This window comes from Blautia massiliensis (ex Durand et al. 2017) (assembly GCF_001487165.1).
Classification (GTDB): Bacteria; Bacillota; Clostridia; order Lachnospirales; family Lachnospiraceae; genus Blautia_A; species Blautia_A fusiformis.
On the sequence record NZ_LN913005.1, the window covers coordinates 130,933 to 144,194 of the forward strand.

Below are 13,262 nucleotides of genomic sequence, written 5' to 3' on the forward strand. Positions count from 1 at the left end.
ATTTCAATCCACGTTCCCTCGTGGGGAACGACAGATGTTGAGCTTCCGGATTTTGAGGCCATCACAATTTCAATCCACGTTCCCTCGTGGGGAACGACGTTCCGGCCACGATTCCCATCGCGGATCCGTTGATTTCAATCCACGTTCCCTCGTGGGGAACGACCATGTCTTTTTTTGTTTATCTTCTGATAATACTCAATTTCAATCCACGTTCCCTCGTGGGGAACGACAGCGGACCTCCGGTCATCTTCATCTCATCCAGGAATTTCAATCCACGTTCCCTCGTGGGGAACGACGATCGTTCCGATTCATCCGTCCATATATGAGTTTGCATTTCAATCCACGTTCCCTCGTGGGGAACGACCGCCATTCGCGGCCTATTTTTACCAAGGGGTAAGATTTCAATCCACGTTCCCTCGTGGGGAACGACTAAATATGTCAAGGCTCTCACCGTTCGGTTTGATATTTCAATCCACGTTCCCTCGTGGGGAACGACCAAGAGTGTACTCTCCAACGTACTCAGCGCCTTTATTTCAATCCACGTTCCCTCGTGGGGAACGACGATCGTTCCGATTCATCCGTCCATATATGAGTTTGCATTTCAATCCACGTTCCCTCGTGGGGAACGACGGATGTCTTCCGCGTATACGTCATACCAGCGATTATTTCAATCCACGTTCCCTCGTGGGGAACGACGAGGATTGCCGGGAAGGATGCCTCTGGATTGTAATTTCAATCCACGTTCCCTCGTGGGGAACGACAGCGGGCCTCCGGTCATCTTCATCTCATCCAGGAATTTCAATCCACGTTCCCTCGTGGGGAACGACGATTGCCGGAGCGACACCGCTCACAGAGGTAACCATTTCAATCCACGTTCCCTCGTGGGGAACGACCCAATATCCTCAACAAAACGCCTTGTTTTATTAATTTCAATCCACGTTCCCTCGTGGGGAACGACAGCAAGCTCAATCTGATACATTAATTCAGTCAATATTTCAATCCACGTTCCCTCGTGGGGAACGACTGATCTTGCCGATCACTTCGTCGCGGTCATGGTTATTTCAATCCACGTTCCCTCGTGGGGAACGACTTCCCCATGCTATCTGTTCATAAACGGATCCTCATTTCAATCCACGTTCCCTCGTGGGGAACGACCAGGAGGATTGTGTCCTGGCTTCGATCATCGATATTTCAATCCACGTTCCCTCGTGGGGAACGACGCTCAGGTCATCCCCGGATGGGAACTTCAAATTCTATTTCAATCCACGTTCCCTCGTGGGGAACGACATTGTTGCCCCAGCCATTGTTTCCCCATCCGAAATTTCAATCCACGTTCCCTCGTGGGGAACGACGGCCAACTACAGCCGTATCCCGGACAGCTTAAAAATTTCAATCCACGTTCCCTCGTGGGGAACGACATAACGCACATAGACGTATAATAAAGACAGTTAAAATTTCAATCCACGTTCCCTCGTGGGGAACGACTTTTCAGGAAAGGCTGATACTGTGCAAATATTGTCATTTCAATCCACGTTCCCTCGTGGGGAACGACAACATGATATTCAAAAAACAAGCCGAAGAGGATTATTTCAATCCACGTTCCCTCGTGGGGAACGACATCATTCCGGTTCAAAGTCCGATCATAAGCCGGAATTTCAATCCACGTTCCCTCGTGGGGAACGACGAAGCTGGAAAAGGAATTCATCATCGGTCATCTATTTCAATCCACGTTCCCTCGTGGGGAACGACAGCAAGCAAGGGATATTTCAAATATCTCTGGTTCATTTCAATCCACGTTCCCTCGTGGGGAACGACGGCAAATTTTCACAAATATTCTTTGTTTTTTTATGCAATAAATATAATTTTTCTACTTTTTATTATCCCTTCTCTCTTTTCTTTAGTGTTATTCATGTTACTTTTCTGATTTTTGTAGTGCGAATCCTGCCGGCATTTTATGTGTACTTCTGATTCGCACCTACATAATTAAAGGTTGATCTACTGGAATTCCACGTTCTATACCTACATGTTCTATTTTAGTCTGATAATTATTTCCGAGGTAATAAAAACGTAAGCTATCTTTATTTTTGTCAATAATATCAGACAATATCCCCTTCAAAGCAACACTTTGAGCGCTATCCAAAATACACTCAAATACAGAATTTTGCACCCTTCTTCCATAATTTGTACATTGCTTCGCCACTTTACGCAAACGAGTTCTTCCTGCAGTTGTCTCTGTATTTACATCATAAGTAATCACTACCAACACTTTGTCACCTCATTTCCACAAAAACACTGGATAACTGTCCAAATCTCCTCTTAAATATCTTGCCAACAACATTGCCTGTACATAAGGAACCATTCCCCATTCCACCTTTTCTTTCAAGAACGGATGTGTGATGGTTTCCTTCTTTTTCTTCTGCCATTCTACCAACAGCTTTTTTCGCAGCTCATCATCCATCAGAACAGCTCCATTTTCTTTTTTGGTAAAATTCTTTCCATTTACAATCTTTTTGTTAACAAGCGATAATACAAAACGATCTGCCAATACAGCTCTTAATTCCTCTATCATATCCAAAGCCAGTGATACTCTACCTGGTCTTTCGGTATGAAGATATCCCACATAAGGATCCAGCCCCACACACTCCAGGGAAGAAGCAATCGTATTTGTCAACAACGTATATACAAAAGACAACATTGCATTCATATTATCTAACGGTGGTCTTTTATTTCTTCCTTGAAATGAAAAATCCTTTTTCTGTTGCAAAATCATTTCATCAAAAACTCCAAAATACACGCTGGCCGCTTCCCCTTCAAAACCTCTTAATTGTGCTTTTGATTCACATGTTTGAATTAATCCCAACGTATGTTTCAGCTTTTCTGATGCTATTTTTATTTTGTCCGCATCTACCTGCATACTATGATCTCTAACACAGCGTTCCAACACCCATCTTGCATTATACACCTTTCCAAGTATACAGTTTTTTGCAATTTCCAGGCTGATTGCTGAATCCAAACTGCTTGCATACTGCTGTTCTCGCAAAAGCACATTTCCTCTTGTCTTTCCGGTTATCCTCGCAAGAAATTTTCCCTGGGGCGTCATAAAACAAAGAGAGATATTTTTTTCTGCACAAGATCCCATCAATGCCGGACTGACGCCCCTGTATCCAAAGGAAACTATCCCTTCCAGATTATGTAATGGAAGTCTTCCTTTTTCTTTATCCTCTTCAAAAACAACTATATTTTCTCCATCTAAACCCAAATAGCTGTTTTCAGAAGTTACATACAACGTATTCAAAAGTTTTTTCATGTCTCTTCCTCCTTCAGCATCTGGTCTATATAATGTTTCACAGAAACTTGTTTGTTTAATTTGGGCAGACAAAGTTCCTTTAATGAACAGGAATTACACATTTTACCTGTTTTTACCTTCGGAGTATAACCTCTATTGTAATACTGATGCATCTCTTCAAATATATCTTTGACTGCATTTCTCAGATCCTCTGTAATTTCCACAACTTCTCTTCGTCTTGTTTCTCCATAAAAAAGAGCTGCTTCAGGTATTGTTGCAGAAAACATTTCTTCGAGACATAAAACCTGTGCCACAAGCTGCAATCTATCGGCATCTGTTGATTTTTCTTTTCCTTTTTTGTATTCTACCGGATAAACAGAATACATTCCCCGATGTCCATGAAGCCGTATTCCATCTTCACATTTATGAAATTCTACAAGATCACACTCTCCACTCACTCCCATAATTCTTGAAGAAACCGGCAAAGCTCTTACCAAAATAGTATCTTTTCTTTTTTCCGTCAAATATGGATCATGTACCTTCTGGTGCATCAGTTTTCCAACAGCTGTATGAACATTTTCTGCCCACTGCTGCTCAACATGGATCAATGCCCACTGTCTTCTGCAAAATTTAAAATGCTGTATACCTGATATCATCAAATAATCATCTTCTGTATACTCCATCAAATCATCCTTTTTACTTCAACAGATTCCGGTATTTTATCATTATGAATTTCAACTGTATAATCCTGATATCTTCTCGGATATTCTACATTTTCTTTTCGTGTTACTTCAACTGCATCAAACAATTTATATGCCGGACAATCTCCCAATTCTTTACTGTGCTTAAACACGATCAGTTCACGTACTGACATTTTTCCACGGGCTGCTGAATGGTCATTTTCAAACATATTTATGATCGCATCCCACAGAAGTTCCAGATCTTCTTCTGTAAATCCTGTTGTTTTTCGTGCAAGATTTGCAGATATAAAGCCCTCTGCGCGATACAATGCATATGGCACAATACTCTTTCTTCCCATTTCGGTACTTTTATTTTCGGCATCTTTTTCTGTTGTGATTGCCACACGGGTAATGGTAACTTCCTGACTGATCACTGGGTCGATACTTCTGGCAAATCCAAGCTGAACTGGGCCACGCACCTGTCCGCAGTTTAAAGAAGCTTTTACAAAAGTAGTCATTACTGCCCCAAAAGTTCTGATATCATAATAATTTTCACACATGTAATCCCGCAATTTTGAATCCACACCCGGATCACTTTTTTTCAGTTTTTTTAATGCTTCCGTTACTTTCTTATCATCTGTTTCTTTGATTCCAACATTTTCACATGCCGTTCGGTCACTTCGATTCAACGGAACATCTTCTTTAATATAAATTTTGTAACCCTGTGCATCCTCTTTTACTGTTTCCACATAATTTCTTATTTTTCTTTTCAGGCAGACATCCGTAACAAGCCCTAAGCCGCTTTCCGGATCTATTCTTGGCATATTTCCTGCATCCGGATCTCCATTTGGATTACCATTTTCCACATCAAATAAAACTACAAACTCATATCTGTTTTTAATAACTTCGCTCATCTATTTTCCCTCCCGTTTTCCCAAATACTTTCCTGTTTCTGGTGGTAATACCCCAAAATAAATTTTCCTTGTTCCTCCAATGGCAAACGTTTTGGATAAGCTTCTAGCTTACTCACCAATTCGCCCAAAAGATCTTCATATTTTCTTTTCAAATACCCTTTATCTCTTTCTATTTTTTTTATATGACTATTCTTTAATTTAAACAATACTGGAAATACTGATGCCGGTGTTGCACATGCTGAATTAAAATACCGATCTCGAATTGTTGATTTTATTCCAGGATTTGCCTCTGTCTGAATCGACTCCAACACAGAAAATAATCTTCCCAATACATATGCTACATCATTAGATTCTTCATTTAATCCCATACAGATCTCTCCTTCCGTATTTTTATAATTTTTTATCAGAAATGCCTTAACAATAGAAACTCTTCCCCATGTTACACATCCCTGCTCAGCCCGTATTCTTATTAATGTATCTGTATACAAACTTGCCGGATACCTGGAATTTTGTAAAATAGCTGAAAACGCCATAGCGGCCATATTGGAGATTGTTTTTTTATCCCGTGAATTCATATTCACTGTTTCTTTTAACATATCTTCAATTCCAAGATATTCCCGCTCTTCCCATTTAGGTTTTATCATCTGCATTCGTTCATAATGACATGCCAGATTTTTCGTAATATTTCCAAATGAACTCTGATAAAAAAATCTTACAGATAACCTGGCAGCATTTGGTGCCAGACATAAAATATAAAACTTCTGAGATGGATTTAATTCAATGTCATCAATTATGATCTGTTCATCTTTTCTGAGTTTTTCAAAAAATCCATGTACCTCACTTTGATTATCTTTTACCGGATTTAACAATGCTAAAAGCGCATCCTGATATTCCGTCTTTGCCTCCTCTGCCCAATATACAATAATAGAATCTCCCAGCGGAAACGTATATTTCTTTTGTGCCAGCAAATAATTCAACGCACTTGTGTAAGCAAACTCTGCATATTTTCCGACCGGTGCATTATAGCTCTGTTCTTTTCCATAAGATTCAAATGATGGTGCATTAAAAGAAACCAAAGCTGCACCACTGGACTGTGCTCCCGGCACCCCTTTTATATTCCTGTGAATTCTTGAAATTTCAGTTTTTTCTCCTGTTACCAGACAAATTCCACTTATATCTGTTTCCGACTGTTTACTTTCTACATTCCATATTTGCTCTATTTCCTTGTCATCCTGGGCATATTTTTTATCCATACAGAATATAAGATTTCCACCATCCGTGATCTCCTCCCAGTTTTCTAAAACAGCAGCATTTTCTTTTGCTTTTTCCGGATTCCATTTATAAAAAAAAGCACATATAGCCTGTGCCATTTCTCCGGAAGTATTTTTCAACAACTTCAGATGCTTCTCCTTTGCCGCTTCAAAGCATTCTGTAATTCTTTTTCCTGTACCACTCTTATCAATTCCAAGCATATATTTCGAATTATCACATAAAAAATTCGCCGCAACTCCGGATGATCGCGTGAGCATTGCCGGAACTTTCATTGTTTGTGAAATCCAAATCTGTTTCTTCCCTGCCTGTCTCTCCTCCTTCAGCCATAAGATATTCTTTATATCCCCGTCTGTAGACAAATTGATTCCATAAGAAACTTTTGCCTGACACCACCCCTGTTTGGGTAATTTTTCTTGTCTTTCCAAATCTTCATAATATTTCACCAATGCCTGCAGTATCATCGAACCACCTCGCAGTTTCGCACATCTATTACTCCCTGTTTCATGATTGCTCTAAAAAACATGGGGCTAAGATTCTCTTCATCCGAATAATCAATATCATATAGCATAAATCCAAAATCTTTTTCCTCTACATCGTCATATGCAGTATGAATTTCCTCTTCATTACACAACTCAAAATTTGCAGGAAATTCCCGACACCCAAAATAAGGCATACTGTAACATGCGCCTCTTTTCAATCTCCTCATAATAATATCCTTGAATTTCCCTGGATTATCCGTTTCATTTGCTTTCTCCGTCATTTCAAAATGAGCTTCAATAACATACTCTACATCACTTAACAACAAAGACGCTCTCTGTACAATTTCCTCTTTACTGCTTAAATATAGGGGTTTCATTCCTCCATTATAGGCTTCAAGCACTTTACTTGCAGATACCTTACTCTTCACTTCATTTCTTCTTACACTGGTAAATTTAACCGGTTTCTTCACATAAATCTTATCTATACACCATTTCATGCCCGGATGCCAGTAAATTGCTTCCAAAATTCCTCTGGCAGCCGACGGTGTTATTACATCATAAGAACACCGTTCTACTTTCATCTCTGGTCTTGAAAATAATGCATAATCCCCCCACACTCTGACCTTTACTCCCATTCCCATAGGCACTTTCCCTCTTTTCTCATATTATTTCACCAGCTTTATAACATGCTGCTATATAATCTCGTGATTGATAATAAAAATCTGTATTATAGTCCGAAATATGTGCATCAATCCAGGAATGATAAATTTCCCATATTCCCTTTTCAAGTTCTGTATCATCGTATATGTCTTCTATTAATCTCTCATATACTTCTCCAATATCCCAGTAATCCGGAATTGCATACCTGCATATTGATACATTGTCAAATTCGCCCTCCGGAATATCACATTGCTCTGTAAATTCTGCCGCAACTTTTTCTATTGGCTCACAGTGAAAGACATCCGCATAGTTATATATTCGCTTTATATTTTCCATTCCAAGATAATCCGTAACTTTCCACCGACGTTGTTTTTGAGTTCGTCCTATGTACTCGATCAAACTACAGGTAAAAAACAAAGCATTATTATTTTTTCTCGCCATAAACAACCTCACTTCCTACAAATTTCAATGTATCCAGTGCTGAAATTGTATGAAAACTGATTTGATGCGTTGGATACTTGAATTTTACCAATTCCCAGAAAGCAGCTCTTGAAATCTTTCCATCCAGATAATTTTGCAGATAATTGTAGATTGTATCATCTGCCATTGGTCCTTCCACAATATCATACTGATGTGCCTGTCCCTTTCGACAGGAAATAATAAAATCCAGCCATTCTTCCGTCATTTTATCGAATTTAAGAATATTTAATCTCTGATTTTCTGTATACTCATACTTGTTAATATATCCTTTTTTACCATATCTTATAGCCCATCGTTCTGCCTGCTTTTCAATATTTGTACAATAAAAACCAAAATAAAAATCTTTGTTAAATCTGGCTTTTCTGATTTCCGGATATTCCACTACCTCTTTGCTCCCATGATATAGAATCATATGCAGCTCCTTTTTTCTGTAAATTCTTTTTATTTTTAATAATTTTCTTTTATTTTTTCTCGTCATCTTAAATATACTACACTCATCCAAAATATACAATACTTGCCCCTAAATTATTTACATTTAAATTTATTGAATTCTTTTTATTTATATATTATATTTATAGTATGTCAGAAAACATTTTAATGCCTATGAAGGCAGGCGACTTGCTTGATTCGATTAAAATGGTTCCTGTGGATTGAAATAATAATTTTAAATGTAACCGTGTAGAATTAGAACAGGGAGATTAAGGTTTTTCCACCTTAATCTCCCTGCTCTAATCTACATATTTTCACAACCAAACTGCCATGCCACAGTCAACCTCAAGATTCAGTCCTGTCTCCTCTGAATATTGTTCTAAATCTGTCAGTTCATAGAAATCCTTTATATCTTCCGAAACCAGCTTCAGCATCCCCGCATCATTATATTTCTCAAATTCCTGTTTATACAAATTCACACAATATTGTACAGCCCGTCTCATTCCGGATTTTGTAAAACCTTTATTTTTCAGATCCTGTATCACTTCCTGAGCATCTTCTTCCTGATTTACAAAAACGGTTACCGTGTTTTCATCTATCAGTTTAAACTCTCTTTCCACTGTAGCAAAATGATGCCATCCCCCATTAAACTCTTCGCAGATTTTCTTTTTATCCAAACTTTCACCTCGCATATGATAAAGCATTTCAAAGTATCTTGTTACAGTCTGCATATCTTCAATTTTACATTCATTCGCAAGCAGCGCTTTCGAAACATCCATCTGCTGTCTCTGCCCTGGAACTTTTTCAGCATCATCAAACTGAAAAATCACCACTTTGCTTTCTTCTATCGTCCGTTTTCCCTCACGATTACACCTTCCTGCCGCCTGAATGATAGAATCTATTCCTGAAAGCTGTCTGTATACTGTATAAAAATCAAGATCTACTCCTGCCTCTACCAGACTTGTTGAAATTACAATGCACTTTTTCCCTTCTCTCAATCGTTCTTTTATCTGCTTTAACATACGCTTTCTATGTTTTGGATACATGCTCGTAGATAAATGATAAACGCCATCTTCTCTCATAGCATTATAAATTTTTTGAGCTTTCTTTTTTGTATTCACAATGCATAATGCCTGTGTTTCTCTTAACAGACATTCTTCCACGTCTTCTTCTGACAATTTTCCATCGTTTTCAAAGTGAACTCTTTTAAAAAACTCAAACTGTTCCTCTGTCCTTGGACAAAGCTCAGTAATCTGCTTTATATTGCAAAAAAAAGCATCCAATGCCGGTTGTGTAGCTGTACATAATACTGCACTCACCTTATAATTTATCACCAGTTCTTCAATTGCTGTCAGACAGGGTTTCAAATAGTCATTTGGCAACATCTGTGCTTCATCAAATATGATCACACTATTTGCCATATTATGTAATTTTCTGCATTTTGAAGATTTATTTGAAAACAAGGATTCAAAAAATTGTACATTCGTTGTAACTACTACTGGTTTATCCCAGTTTTCAGAAGCAAGCTGCATAGGTTTCAGTTCTTCTGCTTCCTCATAATCTATGTTGCAATGATTTTCCAGAACATTTTCATCTCCTAATATCCTTCGAAAAACTGCTGCATTTTGTTCGATAATACTGGTATAAGGTATCACATAAATAATACGTTTCATGTGATGCTTAACTGCATGCCTTAATGCAAATGCAAGCGATGCAACCGTTTTACCTCCACCAGTCGGAACCGTCAGCCGAAAAAGGCCTTTTTCTCTCTCTCCGTTTTCCAGGCAAGCTTTTAAAATCTCTGTTCTTCTGCCATTTACACTTTCTGTTTCTGTATTTTTCAGCCACTCTGTTATATATTTTTCCAATTTATCCAGAAGCACCTGTATCTCTTGCCCCTGCTGTCGTCCCGATCTTTCTTCTGTCATAAATTCTTCTGTATCAAGAAAATCGGCATCGACAAGACAAGAATACATCATTCTCGTAAACATACTTAAAGAAAAATTTAAATCCTTCGTTTTCTCTACATTAACTGGTGATGTTTTTAACTCTGGAATCTTCACTTCTTTTTTGTATGCATAAAAATCTTCTATTTTCTTCTTTCTTCTTCCAAGTGTAGTAGATGAATTTCCTGTATCTGTGCTGACGCCATAATCGGATAAGCCAGCATGATGTCCCGCAATACACATCTCCAAAAACGGATACATCCCACCCAATTCCATGCAAACTCTTGCTCCTGCTGTTGCATGATCCACTTTTATTTCTTCTCCACGAATCCGACGTTGAAATTTATCGCTATATTTTCCGATATCATGCAGCATTCCACAGCAATATCCCCAATCTCCTTTTTCAAAAACTTCTGCAAAATCTTTTGCTTTTTCTGCCGTTCCCTGCAAATGCTCTAATATACTTTGTTCACGTTCACCATCACAATGTGCAATATAATTCATCTTCTTCTCTTCCATTTACAACACCGTACCCTCACTACAAGTTATATATTATACTGCTTTAGTTCATCTATATCAATGTATCCAAAGCGCCATCTCTTATGATAATCTCCCATTCTCCATCTCATACACCACATTCATAGTGGAGACTCTGTGGGATACCAGGACTACAGTGCGGCGGGTGGTGTCTTCTTTCAGGGACTTGAGGATGGTGGCTTCGTAGAGCTGACCTTTGTCTACGTATTTCAGGGAGGAGAGCCTTCCCCTCATATCTGCCCGTCAAACCGGGAATGAGCGTGCATCTCACGAATGGTCAGTTCCAGCCAGATCACCGTAGGCTGTGAGATGGATGGCGGGGTGGTGATCAGATTCTCGGCTTCACACCTTTGGTGTCTCGCTTGGCGAGTTTGACTTTGTTAAGTACATATGTTTTGTCGTGGTAGGTAATGGCATACTCCTGCCTGCTTTCCAAAAGATAGGCGTGGTGAATGCGGTCTTCGCCGGTAAGCTTCATGCCGCGGACACCCATAGCGTTTTTCTTAATGACGGAGATCTCGGTTTTCATGATACGGAGAAAGTAACCCTTTTCAGACTGGAACACAACCTGATCCATCTCATCGGCTGCTCCTACGAATACAAGGCGGTCATCCTCTGCAAGCTTGGTGGAAACAATGGTACGCTTGGAAGCACGGAACTCTTCTCCTTTTACCAGCTTGCACATGCCATTCTCTGTAACAAAGAGCACTGTGGAGGCTGCTACCTGACTCAGCGGTGCCACATAAAGGATCTGCTCGGAAGTACTGTCATAATTACCCAGATTATCTGCCGGAACACCTTTATCACGGAAACGTACCAGCGGGATATCCTCTGCCTTCACTGTGTGGAGCTTGCCGGTATCTGTAAAGATACAGATCTTGTCCGTATTCATGCAGGTAAAGACATAGCGGCTCTCTGCATGAGCGGCATCCTTATTACGCTCGTAGGCATTCTTGTCAATGAGACGCATATATCCGAAACGATCCATCAGGAAGCAGACTTCGGTCTCTTCCATCTTCTTCTCCTCATAAACAGCTTCCTCTGCGTTTTCAATGGAAGTCTTACGCTTACTGCCGTATTCCTTCTTGATCTGATCCAGTTCACCCATGATCACTGCTGCCATGGAGTCATAATTATTCAGGATATCCTCATAAGCAGCAATGTTCTTCATGGTTTCCTCATGCTCCTTCATCAGAGCATCGATCTCCAGACCGATCAGCTTGTAAAGACGCATGTCCAGGATAGCTGCGGCCTGTTTTTCTGTGAATTTCAAGGATTTTGCCGCTTTTTCGGATGTCTTGGTCTTGAATTTAATCCCTTCTGTGATACCGTCGGTCAGACATTTCTTTACCTGGTCACGGCTCTTGCTGCCACGGAGGATCTCGATGATCAGATCAATGACATCGCAGGCTTTGATAAGGCCTTCCTGGATCTCCCGTTTCTCCTGTTCCTTGGCAAGAAGGGTTGTATATTTTCTGGAATTTACTTCAAATACAAAGTCCACATGGTGAGCAATGATCTGCTTCAGTCCCAGTGTTTCCGGTCTTCCGTCTGCAACTGCCAGCATGTTGACACCGAAGGTATCCTCCAGTCGGGTCTTCTTATAGAGCATGTTGGTAAGGTTCTCCACGTCTGCATCGCGCTTCAGTTCCAGAACGATACGGATCCCCTCTTTGGAGGACTGGTTGGAAATATCCACGATATCTGTGGTCTTCTTGGTCTCTACCAGGGTTGCGATATCATTAAGGAATTTTCCGATGTTTGCACCAATCATGGTGTAAGGAATCTCTGTGATCACCAGCTGCTGGCGACCGCCCTTCAGCTTCTCTATTTCCACCCGTCCACGGATACGGAGCTTACCTGTTCCAGATTCATAGATCTTTACAAGGTCGTCCTTATTTACTACGATACCACCTGTCGGAAAATCCGGGCCCTTGAGATAACGCATCAGCCCACGGGTGCTGATATCATTATTCTTCATGTATGCCTTCACAGCATCCACCACTTCGCCCAAGTTATGCGGCGGGATGCTGGTAGCCATACCAACGGCGATTCCATCTGCTCCGTTTACAAGGAGGTTTGGAATACGCACCGGAAGTACTACCGGCTCCTTCTCTGTTTCATCAAAGTTCGGCATAAAGTCCACAACGTTCTTATCCAGATCTTCCAGAAAAACCTCCTGGGTCAGCTTCTCCAGACGGGCCTCTGTGTATCGCATGGCTGCGGCTCCGTCTCCCTCGATGGAACCAAAGTTTCCATGTCCGTCCACCAGTGTACGGCCCTTCTTAAATTCCTGCGCCATGACTACAAGCGCATCATAAATGGAGCTGTCACCGTGGGGATGATATTTACCCATGGTATCTCCTACGATACGGGCACATTTACGGTACGGGCGGTCGTAGCGGATGCCAAGCTCATACATATCGTAAAGGGTACGGCGCTGTACCGGCTTCAGTCCGTCACGTACATCCGGCAGTGCTCTGGAAATGATAACGCTCATGGCGTAATCGATATATGATTTCTGCATGATCTCCGCATAATCGGTGCGGATGATATTGTCCTGTTTCGTATTCATAGTT

11 protein-coding genes and 1 CRISPR repeat array (1 of these 12 running past the window's edge) are annotated in these 13,262 nt (G+C 40.4%); of the genes, 1 reads left to right on the forward strand and 10 read right to left on the reverse strand.

The window, feature by feature from the left end; all coding sequences use genetic code 11:
- Positions 1-1,815: direct repeats of the CRISPR family, unit length 32 nt; unit sequence ATTTCAATCCACGTTCCCTCGTGGGGAACGAC; it begins 1,508 nt to the left of the window's first position.
- Positions 1,816-1,975: 160 nt separating this feature from the next.
- From cas2 to BN3261_RS00680, 9 genes are all read right to left on the reverse strand, one after another.
- Positions 1,976-2,266, reverse strand: a complete 291-nt coding sequence (gene cas2 / locus BN3261_RS00640) for a CRISPR-associated endonuclease Cas2 (protein WP_059085214.1) — start codon at positions 2,264-2,266, stop codon at positions 1,976-1,978.
- Positions 2,267-2,275: 9 nt separating this feature from the next.
- A complete protein-coding gene (gene cas1c / locus BN3261_RS00645; protein ID WP_015525792.1) occupies positions 2,276-3,307 on the reverse strand; it encodes a type I-C CRISPR-associated endonuclease Cas1c in 1,032 nt (343 codons plus the stop codon).
- Entirely contained in the window at positions 3,304-3,969 is a 666-nt protein-coding gene (gene cas4 / locus BN3261_RS00650; protein ID WP_059085215.1) for a CRISPR-associated protein Cas4, read from the reverse strand. The genes cas1c and cas4 overlap by 4 nt, the downstream gene beginning before the upstream one ends.
- Positions 3,969-4,880: a type I-C CRISPR-associated protein Cas7/Csd2 gene (gene cas7c, locus BN3261_RS00655; RefSeq protein WP_059085216.1), complete on the reverse strand. Its 912-nt coding sequence runs from the start codon at positions 4,878-4,880 to the stop codon at positions 3,969-3,971. Before cas7c ends, cas4 begins: the two co-directional genes overlap by 1 nt.
- On the reverse strand, positions 4,877-6,613 hold the full coding sequence (gene cas8c / locus BN3261_RS00660) for a type I-C CRISPR-associated protein Cas8c/Csd1 (protein WP_059085217.1): 1,737 nt from the start codon (positions 6,611-6,613) through the stop codon (positions 4,877-4,879). Before cas8c ends, cas7c begins: the two co-directional genes overlap by 4 nt.
- A complete protein-coding gene (cas5c, locus tag BN3261_RS00665) occupies positions 6,610-7,272 on the reverse strand; it encodes a type I-C CRISPR-associated protein Cas5c (RefSeq protein WP_015525785.1) in 663 nt (220 codons plus the stop codon). The genes cas8c and cas5c overlap by 4 nt, the downstream gene beginning before the upstream one ends.
- A 19-nt stretch (positions 7,273-7,291) precedes the next feature.
- Positions 7,292-7,732 carry a hypothetical protein gene (locus tag BN3261_RS00670; protein ID WP_059085218.1) on the reverse strand — a complete coding sequence of 147 codons (441 nt, stop codon included), beginning with the start codon at positions 7,730-7,732 and terminating at the stop codon, positions 7,292-7,294.
- The gene (locus tag BN3261_RS00675) at positions 7,716-8,183 is read right to left on the reverse strand and encodes a DUF3990 domain-containing protein (protein ID WP_015525783.1); all 468 of its coding nucleotides are present in this window, start codon (positions 8,181-8,183) and stop codon (positions 7,716-7,718) included. The genes BN3261_RS00670 and BN3261_RS00675 overlap by 17 nt, the downstream gene beginning before the upstream one ends.
- 331 nt (positions 8,184-8,514) lie before the next feature.
- Positions 8,515-10,650: a CRISPR-associated helicase/endonuclease Cas3 gene (locus tag BN3261_RS00680; RefSeq protein ID WP_059085252.1), complete on the reverse strand. Its 2,136-nt coding sequence runs from the start codon at positions 10,648-10,650 to the stop codon at positions 8,515-8,517.
- A 150-nt stretch (positions 10,651-10,800) separates the two neighbouring features.
- Here BN3261_RS00680 and BN3261_RS17590 point away from each other — a divergent pair, with 150 nt between their 5' ends.
- On the forward strand, positions 10,801-10,941 hold the full coding sequence (locus BN3261_RS17590) for a hypothetical protein (RefSeq protein ID WP_173733046.1): 141 nt from the start codon (positions 10,801-10,803) through the stop codon (positions 10,939-10,941).
- 70 nt (positions 10,942-11,011) lie between these two features.
- Here BN3261_RS17590 and BN3261_RS00685 read toward each other — a convergent pair whose 3' ends face one another.
- Entirely contained in the window at positions 11,012-13,258 is a 2,247-nt protein-coding gene (locus tag BN3261_RS00685) for a DNA gyrase/topoisomerase IV subunit A (protein ID WP_059085219.1), read from the reverse strand.
- Positions 13,259-13,262 lie beyond the last annotated feature (4 nt).